Genomic DNA, 19,129 nt, shown 5'->3' with positions numbered 1-19,129 from the left:
ATTCGCTTTTTGTGCTGAACTCTCGTTCTTTTGCCATCCGTGACGTTTCGCCTGAATGCGCTTAGCCTTGTGCTGGGATGCCTTCATAGGCGGATTCGAGGGCGGCGAGCTGGCTGACGAGGGCGGCGATCGCCTCGGGGTTAGCCGCCTTTTGGGAAGTACTCAACACCTCTCGTCCCAGCACCGTGCAGCCCAGGTGCGAAAGCTGCTGCCGAATGGCCAGCATGACCTTTTGCCCACCGCCGCCGCTGTGGGTAGCCAGGGCCACAGGCCGCGAGTTGAACAATGCCCGAAAGTCGTCGGTGCTGACCGAGAGCCAGGCGATCGCGTTGGTCAGCACCGGGGGAATGGAGCCGTTGTACTCGGGCGCGCAAATGACTAGGCTCTTGTGCTGCCGCATGGCTTGGGCCAGCTTGCTCAGGCCCTCCTCAGCACTGCTGCCCCCAAGGGAGTCATAGAGCGGCAGGTGTAGATCGGGGAGGCTAATTATCTCTACGGATAGGCCCCTGGTAGTTGCTTCAGATTCAAAGGCGCGGGCTAGTTCGAGATTGGTGCCGTTGGTGGCAGATAAGATCAGCATTGTTCTCGGAGGATGATGGGGGCAGGACCGATGGCTTCACCGATGCTAAAGACAACCGGCGCGTTTTAAGCCCATCGGCAGGAGGATTAGAGGGGTTTCAACGACTATCATATTGCCCCAGGTAATGTTCAACTCGCTGGCGGGTGTCAGCGATCGCCAGCCCCTGGCTCCAATATTCAACCATGGCGTGGCCGAAGGCCCAGGCGGCGCGATCGGGCTGGTCGTTGTGGTCGAGCAGCAGCGGCCAGAGGGTGAGTAGGTCTAACTGGACCTTGTCAGGGCCAATCACCTTAAACAGGTCGTAGGCGAGCTGGAGCTTGCCTAGCACCACAGGCAGCTGCTCGACTGGAATTTGCTCGGCTAGTAGGTAGGCCAGAGCCGGGGAGCCGGTGGTGAGGGTGGCGAGAAACTTTAGCACCGGGCTTTTGAGAAAGGCGGTCACCCCTTGGGTGGTGCTCATTTGCAGGCGGTAGCGATTGATCAAACGGGCCGAAGCCGTGATCTTGGTTTCGCGATCGCGCAAAAACCGGGCCAGCCGCAGTTCTTTGGCGGGGTCAATCAGCTCAACTAATGCGGTGGATAGGGCCTCGACATTCCACCCGGAGCGCTCAGCATTGCGAGTGACCAAAGGCATGATGCGATCGCACAATTCCCCTAGCTGCTCTTGCCGGTAGCGAGTAGCTTCGCGGATAGAGACTTCCTTAGGGCGACTGCCCCACTGCCAGTCGTAGGGGGGCTGCCACTCCCGTAGGGGTCGCAGCCGATCCACCTGGGTTAGGGCCGTAATGGCGGGCAGATCGGGCACCTCCTCGCGCATATCGCGCAGCAGATCGGCATCCATTTGCAGGGCCGGGTCAAGGGCGGGGGTGACCAGCAGCAGCAGGTCGGCCTCGCGGGCGCAGTCGAGCAGCTGGTCGCGGTAGTCGGTGCGATTCACCTGCTCGTAGCCCGGAGAATCCCATAGAGTGAGAGTTTCGCCCGCGTCGCCCTGCCAGCGGTAGGTGCTGATGGTATCGGTGCTGGGCAGCACATCAACCTCGGCGCGATCGCTGTTAAACAGCGTGTTGATCACGCTGCTCTTGCCCGCCCCGGTACGCCCCACCAGCAAAATGTTGACGGGCTTTTCGGCCACCTGCTCCATTGACTCGGCCTGGTCAAGAATCTCTCGCAGGGTCTGAGTCTGGGCCGTAGGCAGCGGCTTTTGAGGGCCAGGCAGGGTCGGCAGTTCACCGCTGTAGAGCGCTACCGACTGGCGGTACAGGTTCCGCAGGGTGGCTTCTCGCAACAGCGCATTTAAATTGCCCAAAAGCTGCTGGTTGGCCAGGGCGTTGGTGGGCTCGCTCAGGGTGCGAGCGGCAGCGGCGGCGGGGTTGATCAACCACTGCGCCCAGTTCCAGGCTTGCCACAGCTTGCGGGCCGAGGGTTCGACCTGGCGGTAGACCTCGTAGCCCTGCACCGCTTGACCCACGGTCACCTGGCCCAGTACCGGAGTTAGAGTATCAATCCAGCGATCGACGTCGTCTACGGTGCCCCGCAGCAGGCCATAAGCATCGGGCAGATAGATGTTGAGCAGGGGATATTTCACGCCAGGATGGTGGGCCTGGGCCACTGCCGTCACCACCTCGCGGCAGCGCTCCCAAAAGGGGTTCCAGTCTTCCCACAGGGGTGGGTCTTGCTGGGCGGCAACGAGAATATCCTCCAGTGCCGCAGCAGCGGAGCCGACGTTAGGAATACCGACTGGGGTTTCTGATTCGGTCACCTCATCCAGCTCCTGCTGAACCTGCTCTAGGGCTTCTTCTACCTGCTTAAAGACGGGCTTAGTCCAGCGGGCCAGCAATCCCCGCCATAGCACCAGCATGAGAACGATCACGCCCCAGATCCAGTTCAGCTTCCAGGCGTGAATTTGCGCGCCTGCTGCGGTTAGAATGAATCCCGCGATCGCCACTAAAGGCAGCGCCAGCACCGCCCACTGCCAGGGTTGAAGTCGCACCATTGCCCTATGCCTACCTATCCAACGTCTTTAGTGTAAGCAGGGTGGGCTAAAACCCAGGTCACAAATCACTAAACGTTAGTTAGAGCGTAGGGATTCCCACCTGGCTTTTCTAATAGTTCAGGATAGAACCGGAGGCTAAAGGCTATCTCAAATCAACATCTGGAGATTATTGGGTAGGTTGCAGAGTGTAGTAGAGCAGAGGGCGGTCATTCACTATCGCTCGCCTCGTCTGCACCATTCCCAGACGCTCTAGCACACGGATGGATGCCGTATTTGGCTCATCCACATCAGCCACCACTTGTTCCAGCCCCAGCTCATCAAAGACGTAGCGCAAAACTGCCGCCGTTGATTCCGTGGCGTAGCCTCGGCCCCAAAGCTGAGGTCGGGTGCCAAAGACCAGGCTGGGTGGCTCATCGGGAACGGCGATTAGCCCAGAGAACCCGGCAATAGTTAGGGATGGGTCTGAGGGAGCGGTTGCCTCTCCCAATCGCTCAAACAACAGCCACAGCCCGTAGCCCTGCTGGGTAAAACTCTCATCGCTGGCCGCCAAAAAGTCGCTGGCCTCCTGCCGGGAAAGGGTGCGATCGTCAAAGAGAAATCGCTGTATGTCTGGCTCAGTCCACAACGCATGCACCACGTCAAGGTCGGCCATAGTGCTGGGCCGCAGCATCAGGCGCTCAGTGTGCAGAACCTGGGTCATGGTTTCAGCGGGCTGAATGAGCTAAGCGGGCTGAGGCAGGGGAAGGTCATCGGACTGGCGATCGCCCTCTGGTTGCTCTATGCGCTCCGCTACCGGCAGCGGCTTGCGGCCACAGCTCAGCTGGTTGAGCCAAAACACATCCTCCGTGCGCACCTGCTCGAAACCGGCGTAGCCCAACCAGGCATCGACATTGCCCTGGCCATAGTCGCGAATAAAGGGTTCCTCAAAAATGGTGCTGAGCCAGTCGCTGGCCCGCAGGGTGCGCTGGTTGCCGTCGAGCACCAGCATTTGCCCACCGGGCGTCAGCAGTCGAAACGCTTCTGAGAGGATGGTTTTAGCCACCGCCGGGGGCGTCTCGTGGAACAGCAGCGTGGCGCACACCATATCAAAGGATGCGGCGGGTAGCCCCGTGGCCATGGCGTTGCCGTGGCGAAATGTCACATCCACTGCCGCCGCTTTAGCCTTGTAGTCGGCCATCACCAGCATTTGAGGCGACAGGTCGAGGCCCATCACCTCGGCATTGGGAAAGCGGCGCTTCAGCATCAGCGTGGTAGTGCCCGTGCCACAGCCCAGGTCTAAAATCCGCCGAGGCTCGCCCCCAACGGCTTTGACCAGGCTCTCTCGCACCCAATTTTCGCCAGGGGGCAGCACGTATTGGGTAATGGGGTCGTAGGTGAGGGCGGCATCGACATTCAGGTAGCCGTTCTTAATGCCGTGAAAGTTGCTGACCTTGTAGTAGTTGGGGTACACCACCTGGGGATTGGTGAACTGGTTCACCCCGGTTTCCCAATCAATGCTGTCGCGCAGCCGCAGCAGGGCATCGCGATCGACCAGGTGCGAAAAGATCGGCGCGAAGAACTGCTCAAACAGGGTTTTAGACTGAGTTGCCATAGGTCAATATCAACGCCGCGCAAACTTCCCCTCAGCCTAGCAAGTTCGTTTCTCTCTGGCCAGAAAAAAGTAGGATGAGCCAGGTGTATTCGCGTTGCGTCGTTTGCATTGCACCAATGGAGGGACATGACAGCTGAGCAATTCTTTGTGTTACCGGGTTACAGCCTGCGGGTAGGCTCTACCCACGATCGCGCCACCGTGGTCAAATTCATGAAGCGCACCTACAGCGAGTTTGACCCCCACCAGCCTACGGGCCACATTGCCGCCACAGTCGATCGCTACCTCGGTCGAGACACGCCCCTCTGGTGGGTAGATGTGGAGTCTACCGCTGGTTCTCCCGCTGCCCCGGTAGGGGCGATCTGGCTAGGGCAAGCGACCGATCAGCGCAGCGGCGTTCTGCATCCCTACGTGCTGATGCTCTACGTCGCCCGCGAGCATCGGCGGCGCGGCATCGCCACGGCTCTACTCGCGGTGGCTCACCAGTGGGCGCAGCAGCAGGGGCACAGGCAGATTAGCTTGCAAGTGTTTAGCGACAATCAGGTAGCGCAGGCGCTATATCAATCTCTCGGCTATTACCCTGAGGCCATTCTGCTGAAGAAGGAGTTAGGCTCAGCCGCTAGCGAGATTCCTTAATGCTGCCAACCGCTGGCCAGTTACGAGAAGCGAAGAATTTAGATACGTCTTAACGCTGATACCAAGCCGCTAGCGCCAACGCCAGCCCATCTGCCGCATCGTCAGGACGGGGGATGCGCTCTAGGTTCAGTTCTCGGGCCACTGCCTGCTGCACCTCAGACTTATCGGCATTGCCGTAGCCCGTCAGCGCCTGCTTCACCTGGGCCGGGGTGAACTCCACAAAGGGCATGCTGTGCTGAGCTAGCACCAGCATCACCACCCCCCGCGCCTGGGCGACCAAAATGGTGTTGCCCATGCGGTAAAAAAAGAACTTCTCGATCGCCACCAAATCCGGCTTGTACAGCTCTAGCAGACTGTGCAGATCGGTGTAGATGGTGCAAAGGCGATCGCCCACCGGAGTTTTAGCCGGGGTTTCAATCACGCCAAAATCGACCACTGCTGCCTCGGCATGGGTGCCAGAGGCAGCGGGGGCCGAGAGATCGGCCCCGTCGATTACCCCAAACCCCAGAATGGCTAACCCTGGGTCAAGCCCGAGAATGCGCTGACCCACAGTAATGCTTACCGCGCCCCCACGGGCTGGCGACCGTTGACTGCTGCTTCATCGGGGTCGGCCAGACCAAACACTTTGCAGAACACCTTCTCGACCTTATAGCCCGAGTCGATGCTCTCTAGAGGATCTTTGCGCAGACGGTGGCGCAGGCAGAGCACAATCACCCGCTTGATGTCATCGAGGGTGACTTCAGTACGGCCCTCGTAGGCGGCGATCGCCTTAGCCGCCCGGTTAGTAACGATGTCGCCCCGCAGCCCGTCCACATCTAGCTCTGAGCACACTTCGGAAATGCGCACCCGGTCTTCGTAGTCGAGGTTGACCGAGGCCAGCCGCTGCTGCGCCTCCACCAATTTGACCTGGAGCGCTTCCTGCTCGGCCTGATGCTTGGTCAGGTAGGCAGCGGGATCTTGGTCAAACTCAGAGCGCTGCTCCACAATCTGCACCCGCAGCTCGGGGTCGCGCACAGTGCGAATTTCGGCGTGCATGCCAAAGCGATCGAGCAGCTGGGGCCGCAGTTCGCCTTCTTCGGGGTTGCCGGAGCCCACCAGCACAAATTGGGCCGGGTGGCGAATGGAAATGCCTTCGCGCTCTACAGTGTTCCAGCCCGAGGCGGCGGAGTCGAGCAGCACGTCGACGAGGTGGTCGTCGAGTAGGTTGACCTCGTCTACATAGAGAATGCCGCGATTGGCCTTGGCCAGCAAACCCGGCTCAAAAGCTTTGACGCCCTCAGACAATGCTTTTTCGATGTCGATGGTGCCGCAAACTCGGTCTTCGGTCGCTCCCAGGGGCAGGTCAACCATGGGCACTTTCTTGTGCGCCACGGGCAGGTCATCGGTACCGCGCTCGGCCCACACGTCGCGATCCTGGGGCGAACGGCTGAAGGGGTCGTCAGCCACGACCTCGATCTCGGGCAGCAGGTCAGCCAGGGCGCGAATGGTGGTGGATTTGCCGGTGCCACGATCGCCCATGATCATCACCCCGCCAATTTTGGGGTCGATGACGTTGAGCAGCAGGGCCAGCTTCATGTCGTCTTGGCCAATCACGGCGGTGAAGGGAAATACCGCGCGGCGAGCGGGGGCAAAGGTGGCCGAGGGGGTCGCAACAGTAGAATTCACAGGCGTTTCAAAAGATGACGGCAAAATTTAAGAGTGTCTTCCATTGTGCCACAGTACCTGCGCTCCTTTGGCTGAGCACGATGTAAAAGAGCGATCCTCACCATCTACTGGCTACGGTATGACCGCGATGGCTGGTGTAGATGCTAACTCATCAGCTCTGTAGAGGAGGCTGGAGCTAAAGAGAATTTGAGCGCTTGGGGCCAAAGGTAAGAGATAGTTATACTGATTTCCTGCCCCTGATAACTTTGTAGCAGTGGATTAGGTAAAAAACTTCCCTATAAATTATCGGTTAGCTTTACCAAGCATAAGTGTGGGAGTTGCTAGAGTTTGCTTTCAAAGATAATCATCATCTAGACACTATGCCTAGTTCACACCAAGCTTGGGAATGTGTAGCTGAGTTAAGAGGTCATTCCAGTTGGATTTACGAAGTTCCGATTACTTCTGACGGAATGATAGCTAGTGTTAGTGGTCACAAAATTCTTTTCTGGAACTTGGATACTCAAGAACTAGAATCCGTTCTTGAAGGACACACAGAAACCATCCTTTCTCTTAGCCTCAGCCCTGACAATAAAACGTTAGCTAGTGGCAGTTTTGATAAAACTGTTGGCTTATGGGATCTAGAAACAAAAAACTTAATTTGCACGCTTGCCAAACGCAAAGATCCAATTCATTCAGTTGCATTTAGTCCTGATAGCAAGTTTCTTGCAAGTGGTGGAGAAAGCAAATACAAAACTGCTGACGGACAAAAAACAACAATCTATCTTTGGAGTATTGATAACAGGGAATTAATTCGAACGTTTGTAGGACATGATCTTAGAGTAAATACCCTTGCCTTCAGTCCTGATGGTCAAATCCTAGCTAGTGGAAGTAATGACCGCACTGTTAGATTGTGGAATGTTAAATCAGGTAAACAGTTACATGTATTAGAAGGACACTCCAGCAATGTTGGCACAGTCGCCTTCACTCCAACTGGTGACAGTCTAGTTAGTAGTGGTGGCGGTGGCATTAAATTCTGGAGTGTACGGACTGGTGAATTACAGAAAAGTTTTGCTGAGCAATCTGAATATATTAGATGTTTTTCAATCAACCCTACTGGTCAACTTCTAGCTTTTGAAATGCATAGTGGAATAGAAATCTGGGACCTAAGAAGCCATAAAAAGTTGCAATACTTAGATTTCATGTGGCCGACCAGCATGAATTTTAGTCCCGATGGAAAATTACTGGTTAGTGGTGATGCAACTGCGTTTACTGAAGATGGTGGCTTAGTTAAAGTATGGAGTGTTCCAACGTCAGAATCTTTTGTGAATTCAGTCAACCAAAACCTCGATCAACCTGAACTGGCTGCTGAGCGTCAGAGAATTGAGGCTCTAGGATATTTTGATGTTGGAACTGTTGAAGATGCCAGGCAGCGAATAACTGCTTCCATTGTACAAAGACAAGGGCAATCTAAATTTCGGCGTGAGTTATTAAAAAACTACGGTGGCCGGTGCCCAATAACCAACTGTGATGCAGAGCCAGCTATTGAAGCGGCACATATAATTCCATATTTAGGGCCTGAAACTAATCACCCAACAAATGGGTTACCGCTCAGGGCTGACATACATACTCTGTTTGATCTGCATCTAATATCGATTCAACCAGACACCTACAATGTAGTGATTTCCCCCGAGCTTATCAGTACCTGTTATCGAGACTTAGCCAATCAAAAGCTGACTTTACCTCAGAATCAAAATGCAGTACCAGACCGAAGCGCTCTCAGCAAGCATTATGAAATCTTTTGTAGTAAGTGCAAGAACATGTAACCACAAGCAAACTAATATTCTTACCCACTATGTACAAATTTGCTGCAACCAGTCAGCGGTGAGAAAAAATAATTGGCAGACCTTAATTGTGAAGATTGATGAGCGCAAGATGCGCTACAAATTTTAAGTTTTGCTCATACTATCTTCTCAAAGCCCTGTTAGGACATCTACTCCCATCTGCCTAGCACAACTTACCAGGGCACCAACGGAGACATTGCGGCAGACCATTACACTAAACAGAAAAAGGTGCGTCATGTAGACCATTGACGCACCCGATGAGTGAACTAAGTTTTTGCCAGCGTTCCAATAACTTTAAAGTGCCAAGAGCTGATCTAATGCATCTAGCGCTTCACACTTAGGTGGAGCTGGAAGCGATCGCCTGGTCGGAGCAGGTTGTGCTTCACCATAGTTGGGCAGAGCAGTTTCCCGAGCGGCAGAACGGTCTCCCGCTTCAGAAGGGCGACCGTAGAGGTAGTCGTCGCAATAGCGGCGAAACACCGCCTCTACAGCAGCGCGGGCGTTCTTAAGCCCCCACTCAGCAGCAATAAGCTCGGCTTTTTCGAGCACATCCTGACTGAGGCGAACCTTATTGTCGGGGCGGGTTGGGCGACCCGAGTTGGGGACGGGCTGGGTTATTTGGTGGTCATGCATAGTTGGGTATCCCCGGTCATCAAGAACAAGCCGCGAACGTTAGCAAATTGAGGATCGCCCATGACGGCGAACAGATCGTGCCCTTGCAGGCGATCGGCAATTAGGTGGGAGCCACCACCGGTCACCAAAAAGCGCGTCACCCTGGGCATATAGGGGGTGTATTGGGCTTTCACGGTTTGAAAGATGCCCTTAAACCACGGGTCTAAATACTCATCGAGCCAGTCAGCCCAGGCTAAGCCTGTATCGGCGTAGACATGGTCCGTGCGAAAGCCATCCATAACGATGCAGGGGTCGGCGCTGCTGCCCAAGAGGTCGGTGAGGCGGTGGTCAAAGCTGATGGCGGTGGCCAATTCGTAGGTGCCGCCGCGATCCATGATGTTTTCGTCAATGACTTCGCCGTCGGCATCGACCAGGCGGGTGAGCCAGGTGCCGCCGCCAATATCGACCACAATGGTGTAGCCCTGGCCGGGGATAATGCCCTGGGCCTTAGCATAGTGGTAGGACCCCATGCCCTCACGGCCCACCTCCACCGATTCGACCTTGACGCGAAACTCAACGTCGTTGCGAATGAACTCGTGGACACCGAGCAGCTGAGCCTGAATATCTTCCCCATTGCGGGCCGGATCCGGGGTAGAGACATGGAGGTTGAGGTTGTAGTCGGCTACGTTGCCGGCTAGGGGCTCAAGGCAGGCATAGAGATGTAGTTTGGCCAGTTCCACCTTATTTTCGATGACGGTTTGCTGCTGGCGGCGATATTTGTAGGCCTGGGCTCCAAAGTGGTAGCGGCGACCATCGGGCAGCTCGATCAGGGGAGAGGCTTCTGAGAAACTGACAGCATCGCGCCCCAGGGGCAGCTGGTAGCGCACCGAGCGAATGGCCTTGGGGTGGCCACTGCCGGCAAAAAATTTGAGGTCGTAGTTGCCGGCATCGAGGGCAAGCACCGGGGTGGTGGCGCTGGCCGCCTGGGTGCCGCGAGCCTTGGCCGAAGACCGAGACGCACCAGCGGCGGAGCGGCTGCGGGGGGCGGTAGTCGTGGTCATAGGAAACTCTCGTGGGGGATATCAGGGCAGCGGTGCGTTAGGCTACCGTCACAATAAAGTTGGGAACGGTTGTACCCATAAGTACGCATGAACTAACAATAGTTCACTTGTACTGTTTTGACAAGGGCAAATTCAGGAGTCTAGGCGGGTAGGCATTCCTTAAAATTTGTGGGATCTTTGTTTGGGCTCAGGGCGATCGCCCTACAGTCTCTAAGTAGCAAACTCGTTGGATGGAGACCCGGGTTTATGGATGGGTGCACAGTCACAGACCTAACGGTCCACAGTCAGCGCAACTGCTTTCAGTTCGGCCCTGAGCAAATGGAGGCGCTGCAGCGAACCGGAGTCTCGGTACAACTAGAGCCGGGCACTAATATTGTCAAAATTCGCTCGGGCTCTGGCTATGGAGCCGATACTCTGCGCAATGAGCCGGTAGTGCTGCTGTGGATCTACGGCGGTCGGGTAATCAACCAAAAAACCAACGTGCTGGTGAATGCCACCTGGGTATCGCTCAACGGCTATGACGACGCCTTGGTTATGGAGGTGGTGGAGACCGCTACCCTTTGCGCCTTTTTCTTTGACACCTATTTAGAAGACAACGACGAAGAACTGACCCTCTCGATCGTGCGAATTTAGCGGAGCGGTTAGGGATACTACCATGGCAACTCAATCACCTTCTCTGGCTCGGGCCGTGGCGCTGTTGCTGGCCACAGCCGCGGTTTCTCCGATCGCCGCCGATCGCCTTTTAGCCCAAGCTCCAAGCACCCTCCCCGACAAAAGCTCGATTCCCACTGAGCTACCGGCAGATGCGGTGCTGCGTCTCGACGGCTCCAGCAGTATGGTGCTAGTTAACGAAGGCCTGCGCGATCGCTTCCTCCAACGCTTCCCCAATGCCTCCGTGGAAATGGGAGCCAGCCGCACCGACGCAGCGCTGAGGGCATTAATCGATGGCGAGCTAGATATTGTGGCCGCCGGGCGACCTTTGACTGCCGTCGAACGCAGTCAAGGTCTAGTAGAAGTGCCTATTGAGCGCGAAAAAATTGCCGTGATTGTCGGTACCGAGAACTCCTTTGACGGTAGCCTCAGCTTCGATCAGTTTGCTCAAATGTTTCGCGGCGAAATTAGGAACTGGGCAGAGGTCGGTGGTGCCCCTGCCCGCATTCGCGTGGTCGATCGCCCCAACTACAGCGATACCCGCATTGCCTTGAGCCGCTACGCTGCCTTTGACGGGGCATTCTTTGGCACCGGCTCCACTGCCGACCCCATCGATGACGATGACACCGAGGCCGTAATCGATGCCCTCGGTGCTGACGGCATTGGCTACGCGGTGGCATCCCAGGTGCTGGGCCGCAGCGATGTCCGGGTTTTAGCCATGCACCAAACGCTGCCCAACGACCCACGCTACCCCTACTCCCAGCATCGGGCCTACGTCTACAACGCCGAAGACCCAACCCCCGCCGCCCTGGCCTTACTCGGCTTTTTTATGAAGGTGCCCGGGCCGACTAGCACTGCCGCTGCCGCAACTAAGGCAACAGCACCGGCAGCAACACCCTCGCCTAAAGCTACTCCTGCGATCGCTACTCCAGCCCCAACTGCAACCCCTGAATCCACCGCTACCTCTGAACAGGACACCGCTTTAGCCCCCCCCGCTGACACCACAACAGAGACAGCTTCATCAGAGCGTTTTCCCTGGTGGCTGTTGGGCATTCCTGTTTTGGGCGGGCTACTGTGGTGGCTGCTCAAGGGTAAGAGCAGACCAATAGCGCCCCATGCAGCCTCGGTAGGCAGTGCAGCCCCACCCCCTGTGCTAAATCCAGAAGCCGAGCTACCCCCCGTTCGAGATGTAGCTAGTAATGCGGTCCTAGAAGTCAAGCCAGCTCCTGTCCGAGATATGGCTGGTGATGCGGTCCTAAAAGCCGGACCAGCTACCGTCCGAAATGTGGCTGTTGTCTCTAAGTCCTGCGCAATTCAAACCATAAACGTGCACAGTCGCCACAACGCCGTCTTGCTCAGAGGCGACCAGATGCAGTACCTACAGGACCGGGTAGCCACCACCTGCAGCCTTGAGCCCGGCTCCTACATCCTTCGCATTAAAGCAGGCACCTTTAACTACGGCGACGACACCCAATCCGGCGAGCCCTGGGTACTGCTGTGGATCTACGGCGGCCGGGTCTCAAATTTGAAAACTGGCGTCTGGGTCAACGGCACCTGGTCCACCCTCAATGGCTATGCCGATACCCTCTCCCTAGAGGTCGATGAACCTGCCCAGCTTTGTAGCTTTTTTATCGACACCTTTCCCGAAAACAACACCAGCGCTATAACGCTGTCTGTGATCCGACTTTAAGAGTTGGATCCTAGTAAAAGGTCAGACAATTTCAACGTTGGCAAGTTCACCGGTAGGCCTATAATCTGCCCGCCCCGCTGCTCCTCAGCCGACACCTCCTATCCGAGGCTAAGGCCTACCCTATAGGGATCATTAAAAACCGCTGGCGTGTCCCAGGTCACATTCCGCCACAATATTTTCGTAAACCCCTTGTCAAGCGGTACCCTCAGGCTCACACTGGAAATGTGAAACAGACGGTGAAAACGAGCCAGTTTGTGGGCTTATTGAGGGAATCTTGTGAAATCAGTTCTGGCCATAATTCTAGGGGGCGGTGCCGGCACTCGCCTTTATCCATTAACTAAATTTCGGGCTAAGCCAGCGGTTTCTTTGGCCGGTAAATATCGTTTGATTGATATTCCCGTAAGTAACTGCATCAACTCCGAAATCCACAAAATTTACGTATTAACCCAGTTCAACTCCGCTTCGTTGAACCGACACATTGGCCGTGCCTACCAGTTTTCGCAGTTTACTGAAGGCTTTGTTGAAGTGCTGGCGGCCCAGCAAACCCCTGAGAGCCCCAGCTGGTTTCAGGGCACCGCCGACGCCGTGCGCAAATATCTGTGGCTGTTCGACTCCTGGAATGTAGAGGACTTCATCATCCTCTCTGGGGATCACCTCTACCGCATGGACTACAGCCTGTTTGTCCAGCGCCACCGAGCCACCAACGCCGACATTACTCTGTCGGTAGTGCCCATTGGCTACAAGCAAGCCTCCGACTTTGGCCTGATGAAGGTCGATAGCACCGGCCGCGTGGTCGACTTCAGCGAAAAGCCCAAGGGTGAAGCCCTAGAGCAGATGAAGGTCGACACCACCTCCCTGGGTCTCAGCGCTGAGCAGGCGGTCGAGAAGCCCTTTATTGCGTCAATGGGCATCTACGTGTTCAAAAAGCAGGTGCTGATCGACCTGCTGCGTAAGAACCTTGACCAAACGGATTTCGGCAAAGAAATTATTCCGGCCTCGTCGCGCGATTACAACGTGCAGGCCTACCTTTTCGACGGCTATTGGGAAGACATCGGTACCATCGAAGCCTTTTACGAAGCGAATCTGGCGCTGACTCGGCAGCCCTATCCCGACTTCAGCTTTTATCACGAAGACGCACCCATCTACACCCGCGCCCGCTACCTGCCACCCAACAAGCTGCAAGACTGCCAAATCACCCAGTCGAGCATCACTGAGGGCTGCATTCTTAAAAACTGCCGCATTCACCACTCGGTGGTGGGGCTGCGCCAGCGCATCAACGCCGACTGCGTGATCGAAGACTCACTGCTGATGGGGGCCGACTACTACGAGCCGCTATCAGAGAGCAGCCAGCACCTCACCCGAGGCAAAATTCCCATGGGCATTGGCGAAGGCTCGGTGATTCGCCGTGCCATTATCGACAAGAATGCCCGCATTGGCCGCAATGTGCAGATTGTCAACAAAGACAATGTGCAGGAGGCTGAGCGTGAAGACCTGGGCTTCTACATCCGCAGCGGTATTGTTGTGGTGCTGAAGAACGCGGTGATTCCCGACGGCATGATCATCTAAGGCCGGGTACCCGGTGACGCGAGATCAGATCCCTGTGCCCCTGTTGATGCTGGTGGGTATTCCCGGCAGCGGTAAATCGACCTGGGCCAGGGATTTTGTCTTGGCAAATCCTCGCTACCGCACTGTAGCCACCGATGCCCTTCGGGCCCAGATCTACGGCGACGAAGCTATTCAGGGCGACTGGCTGCGGATCTGGCAGCAAGTGATGACTCAATGGCGGCAAGCGATCGCGGCCATTCACCAAGGCGAGCTAGAGGGCGTGATCTACGACGCCACCAACGCCCGGCGGCGGCATCGGCGCGAGGCGATCGCAACCGCTCGCCAAGCTGGCTTTACCTCCATCACCCTAGTCTGGTTTGATTTGCCCCTGAGCCTGGCGATCGAGCAAAACCGGGGGCGATCGCGCCAGGTGCCCGCCGACATCATTGCCACCATGCACCGCCAGCTTCAGGGAGCGCCGCCATCCCTGCAGGAGGGGGTGAATCGGGTGCTGGTTTTAAAGACAGATTTGTATTTTGTACTACCATCTCAATCTGCTGACCCGCTACGCTAATGCCTGGGGATCGTGGAACCGCTAAGGCTTAAGCCATCTTGGTGCAACCCTGTCCGTCAGCCTCGCTTCATGTCTGAACCCCTGCTGCCAATCTTCAAGATTCAATTGAGTTGCCCATGAACGTTCGTGCGATCGCTGCCGCTAGTCTCTGTTTGCTGCTGTTTAGCGGGTGTCGGGCGCCGGAGAGTTCTCAAACTGAAACCAGCACTGACACAGCCGCTGCTGACGACACCCTAAGGCTGCTCTACTGGCAGGCCCCCACCATTCTCAACCCCCACTTTTCCAGCGGGTTTAAAGACTCCGAGGCCAGCCGCATCACCCTCGAACCTCTGGCCAGCTTTGACGCCGAGGGCAACATGGTGCTGTTTTTAGCTGCCGAAGAGCCCACCCTCGACAACGGCGGCGTGGCTGCAGATGGCACCTCCGTCACCTGGAAACTAAAGGAAGGCATTACCTGGTCAGACGGTACCCCCTTCACCGCCGAGGATGTAGCGTTTACCTATGAATTCCTCGTCAACCCTGAGGTGGCTACGGTCAACGCCGGCACCTACGAGCTGGTGGAACGAGTAGAAGCGATTGACGACACCACCGTGCAGATCACCTTTAAAGAGCCCAACCCCGCCTGGTACTTAGTATTTACCGGCACCGAGGGCATGGTGCTGCCCAAGCACGTGTTCGAAGACTACAACGGCCCCAATGGTCGTGAGGCTCCCGCCAACACCATGCCCGTGGGCACTGGCCCCTACCGCGTCACCAGCTTTACCCCCGGCGACGTGATTGTCTTTGAGGCCAACCCCAACTACCGCGACGCTGACCAGCTCGCCTTTAGCCGCGTAGAGTTGAAGGGCGGTGGCGATGCCACCTCGGCAGCGCGAGCGGTGCTACAGACAGGCGATGTCGACTACGCCAACAACCTCCAGGTCGAGGCCGCCATTCTTGAACAGCTAGAGGCGGCGGGCCAGGGCAAAGTGGTGACTAACTTTGGCTCGCTACTCGAGCGCATCGTCATCAACTTCACCGACCCTAACCAGGCCACTGCGGACGGCGAAACCTCCAGCACCGAGTTTCCGCACCCCTTTTTTAGCGATCGCCTGGTGCGCCAGGCCATAAATCTGGCCCTCGATCGCGACACCATTGCCACCCAGATCTACGGCCCCACTGGCCAAGCCACCACCAATTTTCTAGTCGCCCCTGACCCCTTTGCCTCGGGCAACACTAGCTACGACTACGATCCCGAAGCCGCTGCTGCCCTGCTCGACGCCGCAGGCTGGGTCGACAGCAACAACAACGGCACCCGCGACAAAGACGGGCAAGAAATGCAGGTGGTCTTTCAAAGCTCGGTAAACCCCGTGCGCCAGAAAACCCAGGAGATTGTCAAACAATCCTTGGAGCAGATCGGCATTGGGGTAGAGCTGAAAAGCATCGACGCCAGCGTCTACTTCTCAGGCGACCCGGCCAGCCGCGAAACCCTCGAGCGCTTCTCCGCTGACCTGCAAATGTTTGCCACCGGCAACACCAACCCCGACCCCGGCTCCTACATGCAGACCTACACCTGCGCCGAAGTTGCCCAAAAGGCCAACAACTGGTCGGGCAGCAACTACGCCCGCTACTGCAACCCCGAGTACGATGCCCTCTGGCAGCAAGCCGCCGCCACCCTCGACCCCAAAGAGCGCCAGGATCTCTTCATTCAAATGAACGACTTGTTGATCGAAGATGCCGCCGTCATGCCCATCATCCACCGCGCCGATGTCTCCGGCGTCAGCAACCGCCTCACCGGCATCAACCTCACCCCCTGGGATCTCAGCACCTGGAATATCGCAGAGTGGCGACGCCCTTAGAGGGGTAGATGGGTGGATGGGTAGGGGGTGGATAGGTGAGTTTTGCGTTTGATGCCTAAGCTCAGATTCAAAACTCAAATTGCTTCTTCCTTCACCCACCCTCTATTCGCCTACCCCCTTACCCATCCACCCCCTTACCCATCCACCCCCTTACCCATCCACCCCCTACCCATCCACCTGCCATGCCCGAAATTCGCTTCCAAATCCAGTGGCCCGACGGCAACCAAGACACCTGCTACTCCCCATCGCTGGTGGTGAAGGACTACTTCACCCCTGCAACCAGTTACCCGCTGACGGATTTTGTGGAGCGATCGCGCACTGCCTTGACCATCGCCAGCGATCGCGTGCAGGCTAAATACGGCATGCCCTGTAGTTTGGCCCTGGGTCAGCTGCGCCAAATCGAGGCCACCGCCAGCCGCTACGACTACCTGCCTACCCCCACGGTGACGGTGATCCAGTTCTTGGAATAGCTGGGTTCAAAGAAAATTTTAGAAATTCTCGCCAGTCGTTTGACAAAAGCCCCACTAGGCCGCACTATAGAAATTGCCTAAGTCATGGGCCTGTAGTTCAACTGGTTAGAGCACCGCCCTGTCACGGCGGAAGTTGCGGGTTCGAATCCCGTCAGGCCCGTTCTACACAAATCCTTCTTTTGCCCCGCGAATGTTTAATTTGCGGGGCAAAAGGTATATGGGCTAGGCGGTCATTTCAGGACGAGAGGGTTAGACTAGTGAACAGCCCATCCGGTATCTGGCGATACTAGCGTCGGGTAAAGTTTCGCTGAGTTAAACCGTCTATGACCCTACGTTTCCCTGGCAAGCAGGCTGCCCTCCGCCCCCGCACTGGCGCAACCGCCACGGGTGTCATGACTATTGGCTGGTTTTTGCTGCAAACCCTGATGCCGCTGCCTCCGGCCCTTGCCCAGGCTGAGGGTGAGCCTGAAGGGCTGACCTATGGGCAATTTTTAGAAAAAATTGAGCAGGGCCAGGTCGAACAGGTTGATTTAGACGAAACCCGAGGCATTGCCTACGTCACCCTAGAGGATGCCGCCGAAGACGCCCAACCAGAACAGGTGGCGCTGTTTGCCGGAGAGCGCAACGCGGAGTTGATTCGCCGCCTGCGCGCCAACGATGTCGATGTGGAAATTCGCGACTCGTCGAGCAGCGGTGCCCTGGCCTGGCTGGCTACCAATTCGCTGCTGGCGCTGATTCTAATTTTTGGTCTGCTGCTGCTACTGCGGCGATCGGCGGCAGGGGCAGGCAACGCCATGAGTTTTGGCAAGTCAAAGGCCCGCTTTCAGATGGAGGCCAAAACCGGCGTCGTGTTTGACGATGTAGCTGGTATCGAAGAGGCCAAGGAAGAGTTGCAAGAGGTGGTTACCTTCCTCAAGAGCCCGGAGAAATTTACCGCCATCGGGGCGCGCATTCCCAAGGGGGTGCTGCTGATTGGTCAGCCCGGTACGGGTAAGACGCTGCTGGCCAAGGCGATCGCGGGCGAGGCTGCCGTACCCTTCTTCAGCATCTCCGGTTCTGAGTTTGTCGAAATGTTCGTGGGCGTAGGCGCATCACGGGTGCGCGACCTGTTCCGCAAGGCCAAAGAGAATGCCCCATGCATCGTATTCATCGACGAGATTGATGCCGTGGGTCGCCAGCGGGGCGCGGGCATCGGCGGCGGCAACGACGAGCGTGAGCAAACCCTCAACCAGCTGCTCACCGAGATGGATGGCTTTGAGGGCAACAGCGGCATCATCGTGATTGCCGCCACCAACCGGGTAGATGTACTCGACCTGGCGCTGCTGCGTCCGGGCCGCTTTGACCGTCAGGTGGTGGTCGATCTGCCCACCTACAAGGGGCGGCTGTCCATTTTGGAAGTGCACGCTCGCAACAAAAAGATTGAGCCCGAGGTTTCTCTGGAGGCCGTAGCGCGGCGCACCCCCGGTTTTTCTGGAGCTGAGCTGGCCAACCTGCTCAATGAAGCGGCTATTCTCACCGCCCGCCGTCGCAAAGAGTCGATGGGCATGACCGAGATCGAAGATGCGATCGATCGCATCACCATTGGCCTCAGCCTCACCCCCCTGCTCGACAGCAGCCGCAAGCGCATGACTGCCTACCACGAGGTTGGCCACGCCCTGCTCACCACCCTGCTGACCCACTCCGACGAGTTGAACAAGGTGACGATTATTCCGCGATCGGGTGGCATTGAGGGCTTTACCCAGTCGCTGCCCAACGAAGACATCATCGATAGTGGCCTCTACACCCGCAACTGGCTGATCGATCGCATCACTGTTGCCCTGGGGGGCTTTGCTGCCGAGGCCGAGGTGTTTGGCGACGACGAAACCACCACCGGAGCCAGCGGCGACATTCAGCAGGTGAGCAATCTGGCCCGCCAGATGGTGACTCTCTACGGCATGTCTGAGCTTGGTCCCGTAGCTTTAGAAAGCATGGACAACCAGGTGTTCCTGGGTCGTAACCTGATGCCCCGCAGCGAGGTGTCAGAGGAAATGGCCAGCAAGATCGACGCTCAGGTGCGCGGCATTGCCTTAACCTGCCTCGATCGCGCCCGCAGCCTGCTGCGCGAGCACCGCGTATTGATGGACCACTTAGTAGACGTACTGCTAGAGCGCGAAACCGTGGACGGCGAAGAATTTCGCCAGATTGTCAGCGAATACACTCAAATTCCTGAGAAATTCTTGGTCAAAGCTGGTTAGAGCGGCTTGCGGCGCCTTGTCTCTGCCTAAAGATAGAGTGCTAACGCTTTCTATCCTGACCTCCTACCTATGTCTGTGGGAGGATTCAATGGGGGTGGATGAATCGCTAGAACTGGGGAGCTTTGGCAGGTGGTGATGAGACAGAACCACCAAATCGCCGAAATAAGTTTTC

General features: G+C 56.8%; 17 protein-coding genes and 1 tRNA gene. 10 read left to right on the top strand and 8 right to left on the bottom strand.

Annotated features, from left to right (window positions below; all coding sequences use genetic code 11):
* Positions 1-61: 61 nt before the first annotated feature.
* The 4 genes from H6F59_RS09915 to H6F59_RS09900 form a co-directional block, all read right to left on the bottom strand.
* Entirely contained in the window at positions 62-580 is a 519-nt protein-coding gene (locus tag H6F59_RS09915) for an NADPH-dependent FMN reductase (protein WP_190698384.1), read from the bottom strand.
* A 97-nt stretch (positions 581-677) separates the two neighbouring features.
* Positions 678-2,573 carry a GTPase family protein gene (locus tag H6F59_RS09910; RefSeq protein WP_190698381.1) on the bottom strand — a complete coding sequence of 632 codons (1,896 nt, stop codon included), beginning with the start codon at positions 2,571-2,573 and terminating at the stop codon, positions 678-680.
* Positions 2,574-2,739: 166 nt separating this feature from the next.
* Complete coding sequence (locus H6F59_RS09905; protein ID WP_190698378.1) at positions 2,740-3,273, bottom strand: GNAT family N-acetyltransferase; 534 nt, start codon at positions 3,271-3,273, stop codon at positions 2,740-2,742.
* 21 nt (positions 3,274-3,294) lie between these two features.
* Complete coding sequence (locus H6F59_RS09900) at positions 3,295-4,164, bottom strand: class I SAM-dependent methyltransferase (RefSeq protein WP_190698376.1); 870 nt, start codon at positions 4,162-4,164, stop codon at positions 3,295-3,297.
* A 126-nt stretch (positions 4,165-4,290) separates the two neighbouring features.
* On the opposite strand from H6F59_RS09900, the gene H6F59_RS09895 reads away from it, so the two are divergent.
* Positions 4,291-4,797 carry an N-acetyltransferase gene (locus tag H6F59_RS09895; protein ID WP_190698373.1) on the top strand — a complete coding sequence of 169 codons (507 nt, stop codon included), beginning with the start codon at positions 4,291-4,293 and terminating at the stop codon, positions 4,795-4,797.
* A gap of 49 nt (positions 4,798-4,846) precedes the next feature.
* On the opposite strand, the gene ruvC is transcribed toward H6F59_RS09895, so the two are convergent.
* The gene (gene ruvC, locus H6F59_RS09890) at positions 4,847-5,347 is read right to left on the bottom strand and encodes a crossover junction endodeoxyribonuclease RuvC (RefSeq protein WP_190698370.1); all 501 of its coding nucleotides are present in this window, start codon (positions 5,345-5,347) and stop codon (positions 4,847-4,849) included.
* Between the two features lie 8 nt (positions 5,348-5,355).
* On the bottom strand, positions 5,356-6,462 hold the full coding sequence (gene bchI / locus H6F59_RS09885; protein ID WP_190523043.1) for a magnesium chelatase ATPase subunit I: 1,107 nt from the start codon (positions 6,460-6,462) through the stop codon (positions 5,356-5,358).
* A gap of 359 nt (positions 6,463-6,821) precedes the next feature.
* On the opposite strand from bchI, the gene H6F59_RS09880 reads away from it, so the two are divergent.
* Positions 6,822-8,264, top strand: coding sequence for an HNH endonuclease (locus H6F59_RS09880; RefSeq protein ID WP_190698367.1), 1,443 nt, complete (start codon positions 6,822-6,824; stop codon positions 8,262-8,264).
* Between the two features lie 312 nt (positions 8,265-8,576).
* Here the strand turns inward: H6F59_RS09880 and H6F59_RS09875 are convergent, their stop codons facing one another.
* Together H6F59_RS09875 and H6F59_RS09870 are read right to left on the bottom strand one after the other, a co-directional pair.
* On the bottom strand, positions 8,577-8,915 hold the full coding sequence (locus tag H6F59_RS09875) for a hypothetical protein (protein WP_190698364.1): 339 nt from the start codon (positions 8,913-8,915) through the stop codon (positions 8,577-8,579).
* A complete protein-coding gene (locus H6F59_RS09870) occupies positions 8,897-9,955 on the bottom strand; it encodes a ParM/StbA family protein (RefSeq protein WP_190698361.1) in 1,059 nt (352 codons plus the stop codon). The genes H6F59_RS09875 and H6F59_RS09870 overlap by 19 nt, the downstream gene beginning before the upstream one ends.
* A 246-nt stretch (positions 9,956-10,201) precedes the next feature.
* Between H6F59_RS09870 and H6F59_RS09865 the strand changes: the two genes are divergently transcribed.
* The 8 genes from H6F59_RS09865 (at position 10,202) to ftsH (ending at position 18,957) form a co-directional block, all read left to right on the top strand.
* Positions 10,202-10,588: a hypothetical protein gene (locus tag H6F59_RS09865; protein WP_242021371.1), complete on the top strand. Its 387-nt coding sequence runs from the start codon at positions 10,202-10,204 to the stop codon at positions 10,586-10,588.
* A 22-nt stretch (positions 10,589-10,610) separates the two neighbouring features.
* A complete protein-coding gene (locus H6F59_RS09860) occupies positions 10,611-12,296 on the top strand; it encodes a substrate-binding domain-containing protein (protein WP_190698358.1) in 1,686 nt (561 codons plus the stop codon).
* 276 nt (positions 12,297-12,572) lie between these two features.
* Positions 12,573-13,862, top strand: coding sequence for a glucose-1-phosphate adenylyltransferase (locus H6F59_RS09855; RefSeq protein ID WP_190523035.1), 1,290 nt, complete (start codon positions 12,573-12,575; stop codon positions 13,860-13,862).
* Positions 13,863-13,875: 13 nt separating this feature from the next.
* Positions 13,876-14,415: an AAA family ATPase gene (locus H6F59_RS09850; RefSeq protein ID WP_313887170.1), complete on the top strand. Its 540-nt coding sequence runs from the start codon at positions 13,876-13,878 to the stop codon at positions 14,413-14,415.
* A 116-nt stretch (positions 14,416-14,531) separates the two neighbouring features.
* Positions 14,532-16,253: a peptide ABC transporter substrate-binding protein gene (locus H6F59_RS09845; protein ID WP_190698356.1), complete on the top strand. Its 1,722-nt coding sequence runs from the start codon at positions 14,532-14,534 to the stop codon at positions 16,251-16,253.
* 182 nt (positions 16,254-16,435) lie between these two features.
* Complete coding sequence (locus H6F59_RS09840) at positions 16,436-16,723, top strand: MSMEG_0570 family nitrogen starvation response protein (protein ID WP_190698354.1); 288 nt, start codon at positions 16,436-16,438, stop codon at positions 16,721-16,723.
* Positions 16,724-16,809: 86 nt separating this feature from the next.
* A tRNA-Asp gene (locus H6F59_RS09835) sits at positions 16,810-16,883 on the top strand.
* 163 nt (positions 16,884-17,046) lie between these two features.
* Positions 17,047-18,957, top strand: coding sequence for an ATP-dependent zinc metalloprotease FtsH (gene ftsH / locus H6F59_RS09830; protein ID WP_190523028.1), 1,911 nt, complete (start codon positions 17,047-17,049; stop codon positions 18,955-18,957).
* The last annotated feature ends 172 nt before the right edge of the window (positions 18,958-19,129 follow it).

It is taken from the genome of Nodosilinea sp. FACHB-141 (assembly GCF_014696135.1).
GTDB lineage: Bacteria > Cyanobacteriota > Cyanobacteriia > Phormidesmidales > Phormidesmidaceae > Nodosilinea.
The sequence above is the reverse complement of the archived record's forward strand: the minus strand, read 5'-3'. Positions and strand labels throughout refer to the sequence as shown.

Coding starts and splice junctions, on each gene's coding strand:
- H6F59_RS09915 (WP_190698384.1), bottom strand. CDS start 580: ATGCTGATCTTATCTGCCACCAACGGCACCAATCTCGAACTAGCCCGC.
- H6F59_RS09910 (WP_190698381.1), bottom strand. CDS start 2,573: ATGGTGCGACTTCAACCCTGGCAGTGGGCGGTGCTGGCGCTGCCTTTA.
- H6F59_RS09905 (WP_190698378.1), bottom strand. CDS start 3,273: ATGACCCAGGTTCTGCACACTGAGCGCCTGATGCTGCGGCCCAGCACT.
- H6F59_RS09900 (WP_190698376.1), bottom strand. CDS start 4,164: ATGGCAACTCAGTCTAAAACCCTGTTTGAGCAGTTCTTCGCGCCGATC.
- H6F59_RS09895 (WP_190698373.1), top strand. CDS start 4,291: ATGACAGCTGAGCAATTCTTTGTGTTACCGGGTTACAGCCTGCGGGTA.
- H6F59_RS09880 (WP_190698367.1), top strand. CDS start 6,822: ATGCCTAGTTCACACCAAGCTTGGGAATGTGTAGCTGAGTTAAGAGGT.
- H6F59_RS09875 (WP_190698364.1), bottom strand. CDS start 8,915: ATGCATGACCACCAAATAACCCAGCCCGTCCCCAACTCGGGTCGCCCA.
- H6F59_RS09870 (WP_190698361.1), bottom strand. CDS start 9,955: ATGACCACGACTACCGCCCCCCGCAGCCGCTCCGCCGCTGGTGCGTCT.
- H6F59_RS09865 (WP_242021371.1), top strand. CDS start 10,202: ATGGATGGGTGCACAGTCACAGACCTAACGGTCCACAGTCAGCGCAAC.
- H6F59_RS09860 (WP_190698358.1), top strand. CDS start 10,611: ATGGCAACTCAATCACCTTCTCTGGCTCGGGCCGTGGCGCTGTTGCTG.
- H6F59_RS09845 (WP_190698356.1), top strand. CDS start 14,532: ATGAACGTTCGTGCGATCGCTGCCGCTAGTCTCTGTTTGCTGCTGTTT.
- H6F59_RS09840 (WP_190698354.1), top strand. CDS start 16,436: ATGCCCGAAATTCGCTTCCAAATCCAGTGGCCCGACGGCAACCAAGAC.
- ftsH (WP_190523028.1), top strand. CDS start 17,047: ATGACCCTACGTTTCCCTGGCAAGCAGGCTGCCCTCCGCCCCCGCACT.